A 20,789-nucleotide genomic window follows, 5' to 3' on the forward strand; every position below is an offset into this window, starting at 1 on the left:
GGCGGCAAAAGGTGAATGCTCGTATAAATACCGTAATAAAACATCGTTTCAAAAAGGTATTAATCATGATTATTGGCAACATTCATTCTTTGCAATCCTGGCTTCCTGAAGAACTGCGTCAGGCGATTGAGCATGTTAAACAGCACATCACTCCAGAAACCTCATTAGGCAAGCATGACATCGACGGTAACCGTCTGTTTATGTTGGTTTCTGAAGACTCTACGCAACCTATTGAAGAGCGCCCGGCAGAGTTTCACCAGCGCTATCTGGATATCCAGATTGTGATGCGCGGCCTGGAAGGTATGACGTTTAGCTGCCTGCCAGCTGGTACGCCGGAAACTGACTGGCTGGCTGATAAGGACATTGCGTTCCTGCCAGAAGGCGAGCAGGAAAAAACCATCGTGTTAAATGAAGGGGATTTCGTGGTGTTTTATCCAGGCGAAGTTCACAAACCGCTGTGCGCTGTGGGGAAACCGGCGACTGTGCGTAAAGTCGTGGTTAAGATGCTGGTTGGATAACGAAATTTTTCCCTAACCCTCTCCCACGGGAGAGGGAAGGCTGTAGTTACTTCGTAAGCGTCGCCACCATCACCGCTTTAATGGTGTGCATCCGGTTTTCCGCCTGATCGAACACCACGCTGTTTGCCGACTCAAACACCTCGTCCGTCACTTCCATACCGCCATGCAGGTCATATTGTTCTGCCATCTGCTTGCCCAGCGTCGTCTGGTCATCATGGAATGCAGGTAGGCAGTGCAGGAATTTCACCTGCGGATTGCCGGTCAGCGCCAGCATCGCGCTATTAACCTGATAAGCCCGCAGCAAGTTAATACGCTCGGCCCATTTCTCTTTGGCCTCACCCATAGATACCCACACATCGGTATAAATGAAGTCAGCTCCTTTAACGCCTGCGGCAACATCTTCAGTCAGCGTTATTTTCCCGCCGTTGTGAGCGGCCATAGCCTGGCACTCTGCCACCAGATTTTCATCAGGCCAGCAGGCTTGTGGAGCCACAAGGCGCAAATTCAGCCCGGTAAGTGCGGCGGCTTCGAGCATGGAATTGCCCATGTTATTACGTGCATCACCTGCATAGACCAGCGTCATCTGCTGAAAGGTTTTGCCAGGCAGTTGTTCCTGCATTGTCAGTAGGTCTGCCAGTAATTGCGTAGGATGAAACTCGTTCGTCAGCCCATTCCATACCGGTACACCGGCAAACTGCGCCAGTGTTTCAACGATTTCCTGACCAAACCCGCGATACTGAATACCGTCATACATACGGCCTAGTACACGCGCCGTATCTTTAATTGATTCTTTATGCCCAATCTGGCTTCCGCTTGGGCCGAGATAAGTGACGCGAGCGCCCTGGTCAAATGCGGCAACTTCGAAAGAGCACCTCGTACGAGTCGAGTCTTTTTCGAAGATGAGCGCGATATTTTTTCCAGTAAGATGCTGAACTTCAGTGCCTTTTTTCTTATCGTTTTTTAGTTTGGCAGACAGGGTAAGTAACTCATGAAGCTGTGCAGGTGTGAAATCCAGTAATTTAAGAAAATGCTTTTGATAGAAATGACTCATATTTTCCTCGCATGGCACAAGCCATTTATTGAATTAATATTCAATTTATATGTATGAATATTCATTTGCAACCCCCGACGGATAAATCTTTATCGGGAAAGGTGGAGGCAAACTCAGCCGTGTGTGAAAATAGAAGTATCTGCCTACAAATTGAGGAAAGGGCCATGGCAAATCCAGAACTACTCGAAGAGCAACGCGAAGAAACGCGTTTGATTATTGAAGAATTACTGGAAGACGGCAGCGATCCTGACGCGCTGTACACAATCGAGCATCACCTTTCCGCAGACGATTTCGAAACTCTTGAAAAAGCAGCTGTTGAAGCTTTCAAAATGGGTTACGAAGTTACTGACCCGGAAGAGCTCGAAGTGGAAGAGGGTGATACCGTTATCTGCTGTGACGTGCTGAGTGAAAGTGCGTTAAAAGCTGAGCTGTTGGATGAGCAAGTAGAACAACTGCTGAACCTCGCTGAGAAATTCGGTGTGGAGTATGACGGTTGGGGCACTTACTACGAAGATCCGAATGGCGAAGACGGTGAAGAAGGTGATGACGACGAAGATTTAGCTGACGAAGACGACGACGGCGTACGCCACTAATCTCTTCTGTGCAGCGGCGATTGCCGCTGCACATCAAGGAAAGATAACTCCCCATTATGAACTACCCGCAACTACTCTCCCCGGTACTGAATTTTCTGCACTGCCCAACGCCTGATGCATGGATTGAAAAAGCCTGCCAGCCGGAGCATTTGCCATTGCTGCTGACTGACCATCTGGTGTGCGAACTCAAGGCTGCGCAAACGGCGATGTTTTTGATTCGCAAATATGTTGCCGATAAAAGCAGTGCGCAGTTTTTACTTGATTGGCTAAAACCCTATGAAGATTTCGCTTTCCGTGAGGGAGCCGAACCTGATTTTGTCGCGCTGCATAAAACCCTGAGCAAGAACGTCATGCCGCAAACGCAGAGTGCCTGGGGCCAGCAACTTATCGACAGCATGGTATTGTTGATTAAAGAAGAGCTGCACCACTTTTGGCAGGTGCGCGAGATCATGATCGCCCGCAATATTCCTTACGTGAAAATGACCGCCAGCCGTTACGCCAAAGCGCTGCTGAGCCAAACGCGTACTCATGAGCCGGTTATGCTGGTGGATAAACTGATTTGTGGGGCGTATATCGAGGCGCGATCCTGTGAGCGTTTCGCCTCTCTGGCTCCGCACCTGGATGATGAATTACAGAAATTCTATTTGTCGCTGCTGCGTTCGGAAGCACGGCATTATCAGGATTATCTAGCGCTGGCAGAACAGATTGCAGGTGGGGACATCAGCGATCGTGTGCGTTTCTTTGGCGAGGTCGAAGCGGCATTGATTAGCAGCCCGGACGAAGAGTTTCGTTTTCACAGCGGCATACCTTTCTCTAAAACAGCAGGGTCGTGAATTGCCCCTGCCTGTGGCTTCACTGGAATTGCTTAAGGCTTGAACAGCTTCGCGCTTATCGCTAAGGTAAGCGCGTTTTTACCTTCCTGGAAAGTATCATGATAACCATCGCCCTTATTGACGACCACCTTATCGTCCGCTCTGGCTTTGCACAGCTGTTGGGGCTGGAGCCAGATTTTCAGATTGTGGTTGAGTTCGGCTCCGGGCGCGAAGCGCTGGCCGGGCTGCCGGGGCGTGGCGTGCAGGTGTGTATTTGCGATATCTCGATGCCGGATATTTCCGGGCTGGAACTACTCAGCCAGCTACCAAAAGGGATGGCGACGATTATGTTGTCGGTTCACGACAGCCCGGCGCTGGTGGAGCAGGCTTTAAACGCCGGTGCGCGTGGCTTTCTGTCAAAACGCTGCAGCCCGGATGAGCTGATTGCCGCCGTCCATACCGTGGCGACAGGTGGCTGCTACCTGACGCCAGACATTGCCATTAAACTGGCGGCCGGACGGCAGGATCCGCTAACCAAACGCGAGCGCCAGGTGGCGGAAAAACTGGCCCAGGGCATGGCGGTCAAAGAGATTGCCACCGAACTTGGGCTGTCGCCGAAGACGGTTCACGTGCATCGCGCCAATCTGATGGAAAAACTCGACGTCAGCAACGATGTCGGACTGGCTCATCGCCTGTTTGACGGATGGTGATGCAACCCTTTTTCTCCCGGCTTATCTCCGTCGTCGCCAGTTTTTTTATCTTCACAGCCAGCTGGTTTTGCCTGTGGAGCATCAGCTTGCACCTGGTGGAACGGCCTGAGCTTGCAGTACTGCTGTTTCCCTTCGGCCTGCGTTTAGGGCTGATGCTGCAATGCCCGCGCGGCTACTGGCCAGTATTGCTCGGTGCGGAGTGGTTGATGCTCGTCTGGCTGGCGCAGGAAGTCGCATTGGCGCATCTTCCGTTGTTAATGGTCGGCGGTGTGCTAACCCTCCTGCCCGTGGCGCTGATTTCCCGCTACCGCCATCAGCGCGACTGGCGCACCTTGCTGCGTCAGGGTGGGGCGCTGATTGCTGCCGCACTATTACAGTCGTTACCGTGGCTCGGGCAAGGGCAGGAGACCCTGAACGCGCTGTTGCTCACGCTGACCGGCGGGTTAACCCTGGCCCCAACCTGCCTGGTTATCTGGCATTACCTCACCAGTACCGTCTGGCAGCCGCTGGGGCCGGGACTGGTTTCACAGCCGGTGAACTGGCGTGCTCGTCACCTTATCTGGTATCTGCTGCTGTTTGTGGTCAGCTTGTGGCTACAACTTGGACTACCAGCCGAACTTTCCCGCTTTACCCCATTTTGCCTGGCGTTGCCGATTATCGCCCTGGCCTGGCATTACGGCTGGCAGGGCGCGCTGATCGCGACGTTGATGAACGCCATTGCGCTGATCGCCAGCCAAACCTGGCACGATCACCCGGTGGATCTGCTGCTTTCGTTGCTGGCACAAAGCCTGACCGGGCTGTTGCTGGGTGCGGGGATCCAGCGCCTGCGTGAGCTTAACCAGTCCCTGCAAACTGAGCTTGCGCGCAATCACCGCCTTGCTGAACGCCTGCTGGAAACCGAAGAGAGCGTGCGGCGTGAAGTGGCGCGTGAACTCCATGACGACATTGGCCAGACCATTACCGCGATTCGTACCCAGGCGGGGATTGTGCAGCGCCTGGCTCCGGGAAACGAAGGGGTCAAATTGGGTGGGGCGCATATCGAACAGTTGTCCCTTGGGATTTATGATTCGGTACGCCGCCTGCTGGGACGGCTGCGTCCGCGTCAGCTGGATGATTTATCTCTGGAGCAGGCGATTCGTTCGCTGATGCGTGAAATGGAGCTGGAAAGCCGTGGCATCGTGAGCCACCTCGACTGGAAAATCGACGAGCCGCTACTGAGCGAAAGCCAGCGCGTTACGCTGTTCCGCGTCTGCCAGGAAGGGCTGAACAACATTGTGAAACACGCCAGTGCCAGCGCAGTAACGATCCAGGGCTGGCAGCAGGACATGCGCCTGATGTTGGTAATTGAAGATGACGGCAGCGGCCTGCCATCCGACTCCGGGCATCAAGGTTTTGGCCTGGCAGGTATGCGCGAACGGGTCACGGCGCTCGGCGGAACCCTCACTATTTCCTGTACTCACGGCACGCGCGTCAGCGTCAGTTTGCCATTGCGATACGCGTAAGGACTGACGATGTTTACTTTCCTGAAAGCCCCACCGGCGGCGACGCCCGTCAGCGATAAAGCCGAAATAGACGCCCGCTATAGCTACTGGCGTCGGCATATTCTGATCACCATCTGGCTGGGCTATGCGCTGTTTTACTTCACCCGTAAAAGCTTTAATGCCGCCGCGCCGGAAATTCTCGCCAGCGGCGTGATGACACGTACCGATATCGGCCTGTTGGCTACGCTGTTTTACATAACTTATGGGCTGTCGAAATTTTTCTCCGGCATCGTCAGTGACCGCTCAAACGCCCGTTATTTTATGGGGTTGGGGCTTATCGCCACTGGTGTTGTTAACATCCTTTTTGGTTTTTCCACCTCCCTTTGGGCATTCTCCTTGTTGTGGGTGCTGAATGCCTTTTTCCAGGGCTGGGGTTCGCCGGTATGCGCCCGTTTGCTCACGGCATGGTACTCCCGTACCGAGCGCGGTGGCTGGTGGGCGGTATGGAACACTGCGCATAACGTCGGCGGGGCGCTAATCCCTATGGTGGTCGGCGCGGCGGCGCTGCATTACGGTTGGCGTGCAGGGATGATGATCGCCGGTTCGCTGGCTATTCTGGCCGGGTTATTTCTCTGCTGGCGTCTGCGCGATCGCCCACAAACCGTGGGCTTGCCGCCGATAGGTGACTGGCGGCACGATGAACTGGAAATCGCCCAGCAGCAGGAAGGTGCAGGGCTGACGCGCCGGGAAATCCTCTACAAGTACGTACTGGGGAATCCCTATATCTGGCTGCTGTCACTGTGCTATGTCCTGGTCTACGTGGTACGGGCGGCGATCAACGACTGGGGTAATCTCTATATGTCGGAGACTCTGGGCGTGGATCTGGTCACTGCGAACTCGGCGGTAACCATGTTTGAGCTCGGCGGGTTTATCGGCGCACTGGTGGCAGGCTGGGGATCGGACAAACTCTTCAATGGCAACCGTGGGCCAATGAACCTGATATTTGCCGCCGGGATTTTGCTCTCGGTAGGCTCGCTATGGCTGATGCCGTTTGCCAGCTACGTGATGCAGGCGGCCTGTTTCTTCACCACAGGATTCTTTGTGTTTGGCCCGCAGATGCTTATCGGCATGGCGGCAGCGGAGTGTTCCCACAAAGAGGCCGCGGGGGCCGCGACCGGCTTTGTTGGCCTGTTCGCTTATCTCGGCGCATCTTTGTCTGGCTGGCCGCTAGCGCGTGTGATCGATATCTGGCATTGGAACGGTTACTTCGCGGTTATTGCCATCGCGGCAGGCATTTCTGCGCTGCTGTTGCTGCCGTTCCTGAATGCCCAGTCCTCACGCGTCCGTAGCGAAGCGTGATACATCTCACCTTTTTACCTCGAATGGCGCAAAACTAAGAAATTTTCCAGGTTGTTCCTGGAAGCCATCTCAGGCCAAAGCCGCTGCTGATTTTTACAATGCCTGCTATCACGCAGGTTTTTAAATCAGGAGTAACCCATGCTGGCCTTATTAAATCAGGTGCGCAAGCCGACCCTGGATCTGCCGCTCGATGTGCGGCGCAAGATGTGGTTCAAACCGTTCATGCAGTCTTACCTGGTAGTCTTTATTGGCTACCTGACCATGTATCTGATCCGTAAGAACTTCAACATTGCGCAGAACGACATGATCTCTACTTACGGGTTGAGCATGACGCAACTGGGGATGATAGGTCTGGGCTTCTCCATCACCTACGGCGTGGGTAAAACCCTGGTTTCCTACTACGCAGACGGCAAAAACACCAAGCAGTTCCTGCCGTTTATGCTGATCCTCTCGGCTATCTGTATGCTCGGCTTTAGCGCCAGTATGGGGACCGGCTCGGTCAGCCTGTTTATGATGATTGCCTTCTACGCCCTGAGCGGTTTTTTCCAGAGCGCGGGCGGCTCGTGCAGCTACTCCACCATCACCAAATGGACACCGCGCCGCAAGCGTGGAACCTATCTGGGGCTGTGGAATATCTCCCATAACCTTGGCGGTGCGGGTGCAGCAGGCGTTGCGCTAATTGGCGCGAACGTCCTGTTCGACGGCCACGTCATTGGCATGTTTATCTTCCCATCCATCATCGCGCTGGTTGTTGGCTTCATTGGCCTGCGCTATGGCAGCGACTCCCCTGAGTCTTACGGCCTGGGCAAAGCTGAAGAGTTGTTTAGCGAAGAAATCAGCGAAGAAGATAAAGAGACCGAAGACGAGTCGATGACCAAATGGCAAATCTTCGTGGAGTACGTGCTGAAGAACAAAGTTATTTGGCTGCTGTGCTTCTCCAATATCTTCCTCTACGTGGTGCGCATCGGTATTGACCAGTGGTCCACGGTTTACGCGTTTCAGGAGCTGAATCTTTCCAAAGAAGTGGCGATTCAGGGCTTTACCCTGTTTGAAGTAGGGGCATTGGTCGGCACGTTGCTGTGGGGCTGGTTGTCGGATCTGGCGAACGGTCGCCGTGCGCTGGTCGCCTGCGTTGCGCTGGCATTAATTATTGCGACCCTCGGCGTTTATCAGCACGCCAGCAACCAGTATGTCTACCTGGCATCGTTGTTCGTGCTGGGCTTCCTGGTGTTTGGTCCACAATTGCTGATTGGCGTGGCGGCAGTCGGCTTCGTTCCGAAAAAAGCTATCGGTGCGGCTGACGGCATCAAAGGCACCTTCGCCTATTTGATTGGCGACAGCTTCGCTAAGTTAGGGCTTGGGATGATAGCCGACGGGACGCCAATTTTTGGTCTGACTGGCTGGGCAGGGACTTTCGCAGCACTTGATGCCGCTGCAATCTGTTGCATCGTGCTAATGGCGATGGTTGCGGTGATGGAAGAGCGCAAAATCCGCCGTGATAAGCGAATTCAACGGTTAGCTACCCAATAAAAGTTGCAGGGTTTACTGGATCGAATAGATTCAGTAAACCCATTTAAAGCGGTTACAGAGACTTAATCATCCGCACTTCGCAATCCACATGGCCGGTGCAGCCAAGTGGCTCAGAAATATGTTCAAAGCCCAGACGCTCATACAGCGCGATGGCTTCAGTCAGAAACGCTGTGGTTTCCAGATAGCAGCGCTTAAAGTCTTTTTCGCGGGCAAAATCCATTGCCTGCAACGCCAGGCGTTTAGCCAACCCTTTGCCACGCACTACCGGCAGGAAATACATCTTCTGCAATTCACAAATGTCCGGTTCGCTGCACGTTAATGGCGCGACACCACCACCACCGACAACTTCACCATCCACTTCCACAACCCAATAGGCATGACCCGGTTGGCTGTAGAGCTGATAAAGCTCATCGAGATTTGGATCTGCCACGGTATAGCCTTTATCGGCGGTTAAGCCATATTCAGCAGAGACTTCGCGGATAACGCGCGCGATGGCCGCATTGTCCTGGGGGGTTATCCGGCGCAGTGCGATTTCGACCGGAGCAGCAAGATTCATAGCGTGGACTCATTAATGATGGGGATAAAGATTGAATATTTAAATACCACTGTGAAAGTTAATAAGCAAGTTCCTAAAGTAGCGAGGAAATCCCGAACCGGATTATTTCGAAGTAGCTTGCTGTGGTTAAATGCTGACCGTTAAGTATTTCATTTTCAATAAGGATGGATATGTTTGATCAGCAGGGAACTCCAGAAGTTAGCCACTCAAGGAATATTACTTTTCATGGCACAGGCAGCGGCTATTTTGGCGTGTGCGTTGTTAATTTTCTACTCACTCTTGTCACGTTTGGTATTTTTGCACCGTGGGCCTACGTGCGTTGTAAACGTTATATTTACAGCAATACCGAATTATCGGGTTCACGGTTTTCTTACAACGTGAAAGGTGGATCACTATTCATAAGCTGGCTTTGCCTTTTTGTTTTCTTTGGGGCTTTAGAATTTGCAATCATTAAACAAAGCAGTCCTTTGTCATTTTGCCTGTTAGCGATACTGATATTGTTCTTGCCTTATTTAGTTATTCAAAGTCTGCGTTATCAGATGCAATCAACAACGCTAAATAATGTACGGTTCAATTTTAATGCATCAGGATTTAAAGCCTGGTGGGTGATGATGGGTGCGCCATTATTAATGCTCGCAGGTGTTTTTTTAATCTGCTCGATGATTGTCTATACCGCAAGTTCGGCCTCTTTGTTTGAAATGGACAGGATTGTTATCACGATTGTTATTGCCATGATTGTTGGTATCCTGGGATTTGGCGCAGTACAGGGCGTTGCCGTCGGCATGTGGTTGAATTTATTATTCAATGGATTAAGCTTTGGAACGCAAAAATTTGCGGCTAGTGTCAGTGTCAAAAAATGTGTGATGTTCAGTATTATCGGGATGCTTCTTTTGACGCCGTTCTTATTGCTGGTGTTGAAGTTAATAGCGCCGACTATTATACACGTGGTTTTATCTGGCGGCATGATGTCACCGGACGAGCTGGCATCAGTTCAAGGAACAATCCTAATTTGTTATTTGATTTATCTGTTTGGACTCATCGTTAGCTTTAGCTATTTATATGTAATGATGCGGAATTATTACTATAAGCACGTAGCGCTGAGTGAAAAAATAGCTTTCCGCTCCACTTTGACATTAGCTGGATTTGTCGGGCAGCTTATTATTAATGGCTTAATCACATTCTGCACATTCGGTATTGCCTACCCTTGGGCACGTATTCGTTACTGCCGCTATCTGGCAAAAAACACCTGGGTTGATGGCGATTTAGACGACCTGGAATTGCAGGATCACGACGATAAAATTGCCACCGATGTGGTGAGCCGAATTTCACGTGGGTTGGTACCGAATCTTAATTTATAGCATTCAAGCTTGATGGCACCATAAAAAAGGCCGGGAAATGTCCCGGCCTTCTCATATCAAAGCACTCAATTACAGCGCAGCGATAGTTTCTTTCTGCTCAGCCAATTTCACTTTAGCTTCGCCACATGCCGCCAGACGTTCGCGTTCTTTCGCAACTACGGCTTCTGGCGCGCGCGCCACAAAACCTTCGTTAGACAGCTTGTTTTCGATGGATGTAATTTCCACATCCAGCTTCGCCATCTCTTTGTCCAGACGCGCAAGTTCAGCCGCTTTGTCGACCAGGCCTGCCATTGGGATCAGCAGCTCTGCACCTTCGATGATTTTGGTCACGGAAACCGGGCCTTTATCATCAGCAGGCAGCAGGGTAATGCTTTCCAGACGCGCCAGGTTTTGCAGGAAGGTACGGTTCGCATTGACACGACGTTCCGCTTCCGCGCTCACGTTACGCAGCAGGATTGGCAGTGGTTTGCCCGGAGAGATGTTCATCTCAGCACGAACGTTACGCACGGCGGTGATCGCCAGCTTCAGCCACTCGGTATCTGCAAACGCAGCTTCATCGTCCTGCTCGCTGTTATACGCCGGGAACGGTTGCAGCATGATGGTATCGTCGGTGATGCCTTTGAAGGTCTTCACGCGCTGCCAGATGGTTTCGGTGATGAATGGAATGATTGGATGCGCAAGACGCAGCAGACCTTCCAGCACGTTAATCAGCGTATTACGCGTACCGCGCAGTTCCGCTTCAGTGCCACTGTTCATAACCGGTTTGGTCAGTTCCAGATACCAGTCGCAGAACTGGTTCCAGGTGAATTCATACAGAATGTTGGCAGCGATATCAAAGCGATAGCTGTCCAGCGCTTCACGGTACGCTTTCACCGTGCGGTTGAATTCCGCCAGAATCCAGCGGTCTGCCAGAGACAGAACCATTTCGCCGCCGTTAAAGCCGCAATCCTGGTCTTCGGTATTCATCATCACGAAACGGCTGGCGTTCCAGAGCTTGTTACAGAAGTTACGGTAACCTTCCAGGCGCTTCATGTCCCAGTTGATGTCGCGACCAGTAGACGCCAGAGCTGCCAGCGTAAAGCGCAGCGCATCGGTGCCGTGCGGTTCGATACCGTTCGGGAATTGCTTCTCGGTGCGCTTACGGATTTTCTCAGCCAGCTGCGGCTGCATCATATTACCGGTGCGCTTCTCGAGCAGATCTTCCAGGGAGATACCGTCAACCATATCCAGCGGATCGATGACGTTACCCTTGGACTTGGACATTTTCTGCCCTTCGTCGTCGCGGATAAGACCGGTCATGTAGACAGTTTTAAACGGAACCTGTGGTTTGCCGTCTTCATCTTTGATGAAGTGCATGGTCAGCATGATCATGCGCGCAATCCAGAAGAAGATAATGTCGAAGCCGCTAACCATCACGCTGGTTGGGTGGAAGGTGCGCAGCGCTTCGGTGTTCTCAGGCCAGCCGAGCGTAGAGAATGTCCACAGACCGGAGGAGAACCATGTGTCCAGAACGTCTTCGTCCTGGTTCAGAGCAACGTCGTCGCCAAGTTTGTTTTCAGCGCGAACTTCCGCTTCATTACGGCCAACATACACGTTGCCTTCGGCATCGTACCAGGCCGGGATGCGGTGACCCCACCACAGCTGGCGAGAAATACACCAGTCCTGAATATCACGCATCCAGGAGAAGTACATGTTTTCGTACTGCTTAGGCACGAACTGAATGTCGCCTTGCTCAACCGCTTCAACCGCGACTTTCGCCAGCGGAGCGGTGCGCACGTACCATTGGTCGGTCAGCATTGGCTCAATAACGACGCCGCCACGGTCGCCGTAAGGCACGGTCAGATCGTGTGGTTTGATCTCTTCGAGCAGGCCCATTTCGTCGAACTTAGCGACCACAGCTTTACGCGCGGCAAAACGCTCCAGCTTCTGGAATTCAGCCGGGATCTCGTTGCTGTAAACGTCAGCTTCTTCGCCGTTAGTATCGAACACTTCTGCCGCTTCGCGGATATCACCGTCGAAGGTCAGAATGTTGATCATTGGCAGGGCATGACGGCGGCCAACTTCGTAGTCGTTAAAGTCGTGTGCAGGCGTGATCTTCACGCAGCCGGTGCCTTTTTCCATGTCGGCGTGTTCATCACCCACGATTGGAATCAGACGGTTAACCAGCGGCAGAACAACAAATTTGCCGATCAGATCTTTATAACGCGGATCTTCTGGATTCACTGCCACACCGGTATCACCGAGCACGGTTTCTGGACGGGTGGTGGCGACAACCAGGTAATCTTTGCCGTCAGCGGTTTTTGCGCCGTCAGCCAGTGGATAACGCAGGTGCCACATAGAACCTTTAGATTCGCGGTTTTCAACTTCCAGATCGGAAATTGCGGTGCGCAGTTTCGGGTCCCAGTTTACCAGGCGTTTGCCACGATAAATCAGATCTTCTTTGTACAGGCGGACGAACACTTCTTTCACTGCGTTGGACAGGCCTTCATCCATGGTGAAGCGTTCGCGCTCCCAGTCTACGGAGTTGCCGAGACGACGCATCTGACGGGTGATGGTGCCACCAGACTCTGCCTTCCACTGCCAGATTTTGTCGATGAAAGCATCACGGCCATAGTCATGGCGTGTTTTGCCTTCTTCGGCGGCAATTTTGCGCTCGACGACCATCTGGGTCGCGATACCGGCGTGGTCAGTCCCCGCCTGCCACAGAGTATTTTTACCCTGCATGCGCTGGTAACGAATCATGGTATCCATGATCGTTTGCTGGAAGGCGTGACCCATATGCAAGCTGCCGGTAACGTTCGGCGGCGGGATCATGATGCAGAAGCTTTCCTGGCTAGTGTCGCCATTTGGCTTAAAGTAGCCCTGCTGTTCCCAGTGCTCGTAAAGCGGCTGTTCGATATCTTGCGGGTTATATGTCTTTTCCATTGTCTGCTATGTCGTTCCCGGCGGGGTATGAGTCGCCGTAGTCAAGTGGAAACCAGCAACGCGGTACGCCTTATAGCGATCACGGGCCAGTTGTTTTTGAGTGTCTTCGTAAGGTACGAAGTCTATCACTTCATGGAAAGCGGTGGCAAAATCTGCGAACTGTGGCAACAGGCTAATCAGCACATCGCGCGGAGAACTACCGCGTCGTTGCGGCCAGGCCAATTCTACCGGGGCACCATAACGCGGCCCTTCACCGGCAAGATTATGCGGCACAAATGCGTGCGCGTCGCGCTGCCAGAGTGCTTCATCCAGACGGATAGCTTGTTGTTCATCAACACAAGCAATCAGCAGGCGTTTTCCTGCACGAAAGCTTTCTGCCGCCAGTTCACACACCAACGCTTCAACGGCACTCAACTCACCGGAAGGTGTGTCGTTGTCGAGCAGGTAGAACGTCGCGTTTTTCATTAAGCCAGCTTTTTCTATTGAATGGTGTTTCACTCTAACCCTCGCCTGAGGAGAGGGTTAGAGTGAGGGTGTTAAATTACTCTTCGCCGTTAAACCCAGAACGGTTCAACAGGAATTGTGATAACAGCGCAACAGGGCGGCCGGTTGCGCCTTTGGCTTTACCAGAACGCCATGCGGTACCTGCGATATCCAGGTGCGCCCAGTTGTACTTACGGGTAAAGCGCGACAGGAAGCAGGCAGCGGTGATTGCGCCACCTGGGCGGCCACCAATGTTTGCCATATCCGCAAAGTTGGAGTCCAGCTGATCCTGATACTCATCAGCAATCGGCAGACGCCACGCGCGGTCACCGGCCTGTTCAGACGCGCCGATCAGTTCATGAGCCAGTGGATTGTGGTTAGACATCAAACCGGTGATGTGATGGCCAAGAGCAATCACACAAGCACCGGTCAGCGTCGCCACATCGATAACCACATCAGGTTCGAAGCGCTCAACGTAAGTCAGCACATCGCACAGAACCAGGCGGCCTTCAGCGTCGGTGTTCAGCACTTCAACCGTTTGACCGGACATTGTCGTCAGCACGTCGCCTGGGCGATAAGCACGGCCACCAGGCATGTTTTCACAACCCGCCAGTACGCCAATAACGTTAATCGGCAGATTCAGCTCTGCAACCATACGCATTACGCCGTATACGGAAGCCGCTCCGCACATGTCGTATTTCATCTCGTCCATGCCTTCGGCAGGTTTGATAGAAATACCACCGGAGTCAAACGTCAGGCCTTTTCCGACCAGCACGATTGGGCGTACATCAGGATCGGTGCTGCCTTTGTATTCGATAACCGACATCAGCGATTCGTTCTGGGAACCATCGCCTACTGCGAGGTATGAGTGCATGCCCAGTTCTTTCATCTGCTGTTCGCCAATCACGCGAGTAACAACGTTTTTGCTGTAAGAATCAGCTAACTGACGCGCCTGGGAAGCCAGATAAGCCGCGTTACAGATGTTTGGTGGCATGTTGCCTAGATCTTTTGCCGCTTTAATACCAGCAGCAATCGCCAGACCGTGCTGAATGGCGCGCTCACCACTCGTCAGTTCGCGGCGGGTTGGCACGTTAAAGACCATTTTACGCAGCGGGCGGCGTGGCTCGCTTTTATTGGTTTTTAACTGGTCGAAGCTATACAAAGATTCTTTTGCCGTTTCTACTGCCTGGCGTACTTTCCAATAAGTATTACGGCCTTTAACGTGCAACTCGGTCAGGAAGCATACGGCTTCCATTGAACCGGTATCGTTCAGAGTATTAATGGTTTTCTGGATAACCTGCTTATACTGACGTTCATCCAGTTCACGCTCTTTTCCACACCCAATCAGTAGAATGCGCTCTGAGAGTACGTTTGGAACGTGGTGGAGCAACAAAGTTTGACCGGGTTTCCCCTCGAGCTCACCACGGCGCAAAAGCGCGCTGATGTAGCCATCGCTGATTTTATCGAGTTGTTCGGCGACCGGGGACAGGCGACGCGGTTCAAAGACTCCCACAACGATGCAGGCACTACGCTGTTTCTCGGGACTACCGCTTTTTACACTGAACTCCATGCACTACGCTCCTGAATCTTAAAGACAACGGCGGTGGCTACAGCTAGAATTGCAAGCTTTCGTAACTCATCTCCGCGGTTGCGATGACTTCGTGTTAATCTTACGAGTATGTTTTTTTACGGTTTCGGCAACGTCATTTAAATCACCCTGCGTCAGTATTATGCCGGGCTTTTTAATCTTAGCGATGTTTTCGACGACTCAAGAGAATAAATGACGTATAAGCGATGAAACAAGCGATTTTCCTGCAAAAAGACTCGTTTTCACAGGCGTATTTAATGTGATTATCATAAGATATCTGGTTCGGGAGACGCTCAAAAGCCAACTTGCGATCCTCTTCATCCTGCTACTGATCTTCTTTTGTCAGAAGCTGGTCAGGATTCTCGGGGCGGCGGTTGACGGCGATATTCCGACAAACCTCGTACTTTCTTTGTTAGGACTTGGTGTGCCTGAAATGGCGCAACTCATCCTTCCACTTAGCCTTTTCCTTGCGCTGCTCATGACGCTTGGCCGACTGTATACCGAAAGTGAAATCACGGTAATGCATGCCTGCGGTTTGAGTAAAGCTGTGCTGATCAAAGCTGCAATGATCCTCGCACTCTTTACCGGTGCAATTGCAACAGTCAACGTAATGTGGCTTGGGCCGTGGTCTTCTCGTCATCAGGACGAAGTATTGGCTGAGGCCAAAGCTAACCCTGGTATGGCTGCACTTGCTCAAGGGCAATTCCAGCAAGCGACCGACGGCAACTCAGTTTTGTTCATTGAAAGCGTTGACGGCTCAAGTTTTAAAGACGTTTTCCTCGCTCAGTTGCGCCCGAAAGGAAATGCGCGTCCATCGGTAGTGGTTGCGGATTCCGGCCATTTATCTCAACGCCCTGACGGTTCGCAGGTTGTGACGCTCAATACCGGTACGCGTTTTGAAGGTACAGCATTGCTGCGCGATTTCCGTATTACTGACTTCAAGGATTATCAGGCGGTTGTAGGGCACCAGACGGTGGCGCTTGACCCTGAAGATTCCAGTCAGATGTACATGAAAGCTCTGTGGACTAACGATGCGCCAAATGCTCGCGCTGAACTGCATTGGCGTCTGACACTCATTATGGCCGTTGTCATTATGGCGTTGATGGTGGTGCCATTAAGTGTGGTGAACCCACGGCAGGGGCGCGTGCTTTCAATGCTTCCGGCGATGTTGTTATATCTGATTTTCTTCCTGCTTCAGACCTCGCTGAAATCGAATGCGGCGAAGGGGAAAATCGATCCGATGATCTGGATATGGTTGGTTAACCTGGTCTATTTTGCCATCGCGATTGCCCTCAATGTGTGGGATACGGTGCCTATGCGCCGGCTACGTGCAAGCTTTAGCAGAACACGAGGAGCGGCATAAATGTTTGGTGTTCTCGACCGATATATCGGTAAAACCATCTTCACCACCATCATGATGACGCTGTTCATGCTGGTGTCGCTGTCGGGCATTATTAAGTTTGTCGACCAGTTGAAAAAGGCCGGGCAGGGCAGCTATTCAGCAATGGGCGCAGGTGTATATACCGTCCTTAGCATTCCAAAAGATATCCAGATCTTCTTCCCGATGGCGGCACTGCTTGGTGCTCTACTTGGGTTGGGGATGCTGGCGCAGCGTAGCGAACTGGTGGTGATGCAAGCCTCTGGTTTTACGCGGATGCAAATTGCGCTGTCAGTGATGAAAACGGCTATTCCGTTGGTGTTACTGACCATGGCGATTGGTGAATGGGTTGCTCCGCAAGGCGAACAAATGGCCCGTAACTATCGTGCACAACAGATGTATGGCGGTTCTTTGCTGACAACTCAGCAAGGGTTGTGGGCTAAAGATGGCCAAAGTTTTGTCTATATCGAGCGCGTTAAAGGCGATAACGATTTGGCGGGCGTGAGTATTTATAGTTTTAACAAAGAGCGACGTCTGCAATCTGTTCGTTATGCGGCATCGGCCCAGTACGATGTAGAACATAAGGTATGGCGTTTGTCACAGGTTGATGAGTCAAACCTGACAAATGAGAAGCAAATTACCGGTGCTCAAACCGTTAGCGGTGAGTGGAAAACCAACCTGACCCCAGACAAACTAGGTGTGGTGGCGCTGGACCCGGACGCGCTTTCTATCAGCGGCCTGCACAATTATGTGAAGTACCTGAAATCCAGTGGCCAGGACGCCGGGCGTTACCAGCTCAACATGTGGAGCAAAATCTTTGCGCCACTCTCCGTTGCGGTAATGATGCTGATGGCCCTGTCATTCATCTTTGGCCCACTGCGTAGCGTGCCAATGGGTGTGCGGGTTGTCACTGGTATCAGCTTTGGTTTCGTCTTCTACGTGCTTGACCAAATCTTTGGCCCGCTAAGTCTGGTTTACAGCATCCCGCCGATTTTGGGTGCGTTGTTACCAAGTGCGACGTTCTTCCTTATCAGTCTGTGGATGATGATGAAGCGCTCCGGCTAATAATACCCTTCATACTTCGAGTTGCAGCTGCGTTGGCTGCAACTCGAATTATTTTGGGTATAGATAGTTAACGTGTAGAAATTACCGTTTCCGCCCACCCATAATACTGCCTAAAACTCCGCGAATAATTTGGTTAGTTACCTGGCGTGCCGCACTCTTCGCCATGGTTTGCACGACGCCATCTTTCTTGCCGCCACGCGGGCCCGTAGTGCCAAACAGAATATCTTTTAGCCCGCCGAGAATACCGCTATCAACGGCTACAGCTTCACCTTTGGCTGGTGGTGCATTTTGTTGTTCACCTGCCGCCTGAACACCTTGCTGTAAGCGCTCATACGCCGATTCCCTGTCGACCGTTTCATCGTATTTACCGTATAACGGTGAATGGTTCAAAAGCCCGTTGCGTTCATCGTCAGTGACCGGCCCCATGCGTGAACAAGGGGCGATAACCATGGCTCGCTCAACCACCGTCGGGCTGCCTTTTTCATCCAGCAATGAGATAAGTGCCTCGCCAGTGCCTAACTCCTGGATCGCTTTTTCGGTATCGAACTTTGGATTTGCGCGCATGGTTTGCGCGGCAGTTTTAACGGCTTTCTGATCTTTAGGCGTAAAGGCACGCAGCGCATGTTGAATGCGGTTACCGAGCTGGCCGAGCACGGTATCCGGAATATCAGATGGGTTTTGGGAAACAAAATAGACCCCGACGCCTTTGGAACGAATCAGGCGAATTACCTGCTCGATTTTGTCCAACAATACCTGTGGGGCATCGTTAAACAACAGATGCGCTTCGTCGAAGAAGAACACCAGTTTTGGTTTTTCCAGGTCGCCAGCTTCAGGTAATTGCTCATAGATTTCCGAAAGCATCCACAACAGGCTGGCGGCGTACAGTTTCGGCATCTGATAGAGCTTTTCGGCCGATAGAATATTGATAATTCCTTTACCATTAGCATCAGTGCGCATCCAGTCTTTGATATCCAGCATCGGTTCGCCAAAGAAATATTCGGCCCCCTGTTGTTCAAGCTGCAACAGCCCACGCTGAATGGCACCCACCGATGCACTGCTAATGTTGCCATACTGATTCTGGAACGATTTTGCGTTATCGCCGATGTACTGCGTCGCCGCGCGCAGATCTTTAAAATCGAGCAGCAATAGACCCTGATCGTCGGCAATGCGGAAGATGATTTGCAGTACGCCCGCCTGTACTTCATTGAGGTTGAGCAGGCGTGAAAGTAGCAATGGGCCAAGATCGGACACCGTTGCTCGCACCGGGTGGCCTTTTTCGCCAAAAATATCCCACAAGACAACTGGATTGCTATGAGGTGACCAGTCAGTCACGCCAATTTTGGCAAGCCTTGCGAGCAGCTTTTCGGATTCAGCACCTTCTTGCGCAATACCCGTGAGGTCGCCTTTTACATCAGCCATAAATACTGGCACACCGATTTCTGAAAATGACTCGGCCAGTTTTTGCAGCGTCACGGTTTTACCAGTGCCTGTAGCCCCGGTGATTAGCCCGTGACGGTTTGCCATGTTGGGCAACAGATGCAGTTCTTGTTCGGTAGTTCTGGCAATCAGGAGTGGCGCAGTCATGGTGATTTTCCTGTGGCAACATTTCCATAAGCATAGCAAGTGGATAGGGAACGTCATCACTCAAAAATCCTGGTTTGCGGCATCTCTCGCAGCAAAGGCTATGCTTTGCATATGTATTACTTATTGTTGGGAAACTATGTCCAGATTCTTCTTTAATGACCGTCAGCAAATGGTCAACGATGCCATCGAAGGCGTCATCATCAGCTCTCGTTTTCATAACCTGGCCCGGTTAGATACCGATCCCGCTATTCGCGTGGTGGTGCGTAAAGACTGGAACAAAAGCAAAGTAGCGATTATTTCTGGCGGTGGTTCGGGTCATGAACCCGCGCACGCAGGCTTTGTTGGTAAGGGGATGCTCACCGCAGCGGTATGTGGTGATCTGTTCGCATCACCGAGCGTGGATGCGGTATTAAACGCCATTGTGGCCGTGACCGGCGACCGTGGTTGCCTGCTTATCGTCAAAAACTATACCGGTGACCGCCTGAATTTCGGGCTGGCAGCCGAGAAAGCTAAAAAGCACGGCCTGAAAGTGGAGATGGTTATTGTTGGTGACGATATTTCGTTGCCGGATAACAAGCAGCCGCGTGGAATTGCCGGGACGGTACTGGTCCATAAAATTGCGGGCTTTGCCGCAGAGCAGGGGAAATCATTGAGTGATGTTCGAGACATCGCGCAAAGTGCCTGCGACAGTATTGCCAGCATCGGTGTCGCCATGCAAACCTGCAATCTTCCCGATCAAAACGAGGAAGAAGGGCGCATCAAAGGCGGTCACGTTGAGTTAGGGCTGGGTATTCACGGCGAACCCGGAGCAAGCACCGTTGCAAGCCAGAACAGCCAGCAAACAGTGGCGACGCTGGTAAAACATTTGCGTAAGAAAATCGGTAAAGAAGCAAGACTGGCTGTGTTGGTAAACAACCTGGGCGGAGTTTCATCGTTAGAAATGGCCATCCTGACGAAAGAGTTGATGCATTCAGAAATGAAAGAGCAAATCGATTATTTGATTGGCCCTGCACCGCTGGTTACCGCGCTCGATATGAAAGGTTTTTCGCTCTCGGCCATTGCTCTGAATGAGACATTTATTAAAGCGCTGCAAGCGGATGTCGAAACCACAGGCTGGCACCCAATGGTAAAACTCCATGCGATGCCAATGCAAAAACACAGCGTCATTCGCGAGGGAACGCATGCAAAACCGTCGGAAAACGACACGGTTAAAGCACTGGTAGGCCACATCACGCAGACGCTTATTGAGCAGGAAAAAGTGTTGAATGCCCTGGATGCTAAAGTCGGCGATGGTGACACCGGCTCCACGTTTGCACTGGGGGCGCGAGATATCGCGCAGCTTAACGATGACGGAAAGCTGCCATTAAATGATACCGCAGCACTCCTGGAGTTAGTCGGAGAACGCCTGGCAACAGTCATGGGGGGTTCAAGCGGCGTGCTGATGTCTATTTTCTTCACGGCAGCCGGGCAAAAAGTCGCTAAAAAGAAAAAAATTGCAGATGCATTATTGTTTGGCCTTGAGCAGATGAAGCGCTACGGTGGGGCCGAGTTGGGAGATCGTACCTTAATTGATGCCTTGCAGCCTGCACTTGAAGCGCTCAAAGATAGCGACCTGAACGCTGCTGTGAAGGCTGCACAAGATGGTGCGGAGGCAACGGCGCAAATGCACAAAGCCAATGCCGGGCGCTCGTCATACGTGAACAGCGATAACCTGAAAGGGGTGAAAGATCCTGGTGCGGTGGCGATTGCGGCGGTATTTGCCGGGTTGAAGTAATTGCATCGTGATTGTGTCGGATGT

General features: G+C 52.0%; 18 protein-coding genes. 11 read left to right on the top strand and 7 right to left on the bottom strand.

What is annotated here, in order from left to right; translation table 11 throughout:
* Positions 1-65: 65 nt before the first annotated feature.
* Positions 66-518: a NanQ anomerase/TabA/YiaL family protein gene (locus LVQ77_RS11490; protein WP_232904477.1), complete on the top strand. Its 453-nt coding sequence runs from the start codon at positions 66-68 to the stop codon at positions 516-518.
* A 46-nt stretch (positions 519-564) separates the two neighbouring features.
* Here the strand turns inward: LVQ77_RS11490 and argF are convergent, their stop codons facing one another.
* A complete protein-coding gene (gene argF / locus LVQ77_RS11495; protein ID WP_232904478.1) occupies positions 565-1,569 on the bottom strand; it encodes an ornithine carbamoyltransferase in 1,005 nt (334 codons plus the stop codon).
* Complete coding sequence (gene argL, locus LVQ77_RS22475) at positions 1,566-1,634, bottom strand: putative translational regulatory protein ArgL (RefSeq protein ID WP_407643460.1); 69 nt, start codon at positions 1,632-1,634, stop codon at positions 1,566-1,568. Before argL ends, argF begins: the two co-directional genes overlap by 4 nt.
* Positions 1,635-1,733: 99 nt before the next feature.
* On the opposite strand from argL, the gene rraB reads away from it, so the two are divergent.
* From rraB to uhpT, 6 genes are all read left to right on the top strand, one after another.
* Positions 1,734-2,162, top strand: a complete 429-nt coding sequence (gene rraB / locus LVQ77_RS11500; RefSeq protein WP_064513995.1) for a ribonuclease E inhibitor RraB — start codon at positions 1,734-1,736, stop codon at positions 2,160-2,162.
* A 56-nt stretch (positions 2,163-2,218) separates the two neighbouring features.
* The gene (miaE, locus tag LVQ77_RS11505; protein ID WP_232904479.1) at positions 2,219-2,995 is read left to right on the top strand and encodes a tRNA isopentenyl-2-thiomethyl-A-37 hydroxylase MiaE; all 777 of its coding nucleotides are present in this window, start codon (positions 2,219-2,221) and stop codon (positions 2,993-2,995) included.
* 98 nt (positions 2,996-3,093) lie between these two features.
* A complete protein-coding gene (uhpA, locus tag LVQ77_RS11510) occupies positions 3,094-3,684 on the top strand; it encodes a response regulator transcription factor UhpA (protein WP_232864681.1) in 591 nt (196 codons plus the stop codon).
* Positions 3,684-5,186 carry a signal transduction histidine-protein kinase/phosphatase UhpB gene (gene uhpB / locus LVQ77_RS11515; protein ID WP_232904480.1) on the top strand — a complete coding sequence of 501 codons (1,503 nt, stop codon included), beginning with the start codon at positions 3,684-3,686 and terminating at the stop codon, positions 5,184-5,186. The genes uhpA and uhpB overlap by 1 nt, the downstream gene beginning before the upstream one ends.
* Positions 5,187-5,195: 9 nt before the next feature.
* Positions 5,196-6,524 (top strand): MFS transporter, encoded by a 1,329-nt coding sequence (locus LVQ77_RS11520; RefSeq protein ID WP_232904481.1) that lies wholly within the window; start codon positions 5,196-5,198, stop codon positions 6,522-6,524.
* Positions 6,525-6,662: 138 nt separating this feature from the next.
* Positions 6,663-8,054 (top strand): hexose-6-phosphate:phosphate antiporter UhpT, encoded by a 1,392-nt coding sequence (gene uhpT, locus LVQ77_RS11525; RefSeq protein WP_232864678.1) that lies wholly within the window; start codon positions 6,663-6,665, stop codon positions 8,052-8,054.
* Positions 8,055-8,106: 52 nt separating this feature from the next.
* Here the strand turns inward: uhpT and LVQ77_RS11530 are convergent, their stop codons facing one another.
* Positions 8,107-8,610 carry a GNAT family N-acetyltransferase gene (locus LVQ77_RS11530; RefSeq protein WP_232864677.1) on the bottom strand — a complete coding sequence of 168 codons (504 nt, stop codon included), beginning with the start codon at positions 8,608-8,610 and terminating at the stop codon, positions 8,107-8,109.
* Between the two features lie 170 nt (positions 8,611-8,780).
* Between LVQ77_RS11530 and LVQ77_RS11535 the strand changes: the two genes are divergently transcribed.
* Complete coding sequence (locus LVQ77_RS11535; protein WP_232904482.1) at positions 8,781-9,968, top strand: YjgN family protein; 1,188 nt, start codon at positions 8,781-8,783, stop codon at positions 9,966-9,968.
* Between the two features lie 69 nt (positions 9,969-10,037).
* On the opposite strand, the gene LVQ77_RS11540 is transcribed toward LVQ77_RS11535, so the two are convergent.
* The 3 genes from LVQ77_RS11540 to pepA all read right to left on the bottom strand — a co-directional run bounded on the left by LVQ77_RS11540 (position 10,038) and on the right by pepA (position 14,946).
* On the bottom strand, positions 10,038-12,893 hold the full coding sequence (locus LVQ77_RS11540; RefSeq protein WP_232904483.1) for a valine--tRNA ligase: 2,856 nt from the start codon (positions 12,891-12,893) through the stop codon (positions 10,038-10,040).
* 6 nt (positions 12,894-12,899) lie between these two features.
* Entirely contained in the window at positions 12,900-13,358 is a 459-nt protein-coding gene (locus LVQ77_RS11545; RefSeq protein WP_034459595.1) for a DNA polymerase III subunit chi, read from the bottom strand.
* Positions 13,359-13,434: 76 nt separating this feature from the next.
* Positions 13,435-14,946: a leucyl aminopeptidase gene (gene pepA, locus LVQ77_RS11550; protein WP_064513975.1), complete on the bottom strand. Its 1,512-nt coding sequence runs from the start codon at positions 14,944-14,946 to the stop codon at positions 13,435-13,437.
* 277 nt (positions 14,947-15,223) lie between these two features.
* Between pepA and lptF the strand changes: the two genes are divergently transcribed.
* Both lptF and lptG read left to right on the top strand, forming a co-directional pair.
* Positions 15,224-16,327: an LPS export ABC transporter permease LptF gene (gene lptF / locus LVQ77_RS11555; RefSeq protein ID WP_232864673.1), complete on the top strand. Its 1,104-nt coding sequence runs from the start codon at positions 15,224-15,226 to the stop codon at positions 16,325-16,327.
* Positions 16,328-17,407 carry an LPS export ABC transporter permease LptG gene (gene lptG / locus LVQ77_RS11560; protein ID WP_151993027.1) on the top strand — a complete coding sequence of 360 codons (1,080 nt, stop codon included), beginning with the start codon at positions 16,328-16,330 and terminating at the stop codon, positions 17,405-17,407.
* Between the two features lie 81 nt (positions 17,408-17,488).
* Here lptG and LVQ77_RS11565 read toward each other — a convergent pair whose 3' ends face one another.
* The gene (locus tag LVQ77_RS11565; protein WP_232904484.1) at positions 17,489-18,991 is read right to left on the bottom strand and encodes a helicase HerA-like C-terminal domain-containing protein; all 1,503 of its coding nucleotides are present in this window, start codon (positions 18,989-18,991) and stop codon (positions 17,489-17,491) included.
* Between the two features lie 136 nt (positions 18,992-19,127).
* On the opposite strand from LVQ77_RS11565, the gene LVQ77_RS11570 reads away from it, so the two are divergent.
* Positions 19,128-20,765, top strand: coding sequence for a glycerone kinase (locus LVQ77_RS11570; RefSeq protein WP_232904485.1), 1,638 nt, complete (start codon positions 19,128-19,130; stop codon positions 20,763-20,765).
* Positions 20,766-20,789 lie beyond the last annotated feature (24 nt).

This window comes from Buttiauxella cochleicola (genome assembly GCF_021282435.1).
In the GTDB taxonomy this organism is placed as follows: domain Bacteria; phylum Pseudomonadota; class Gammaproteobacteria; order Enterobacterales; family Enterobacteriaceae; genus Buttiauxella; species Buttiauxella massiliensis.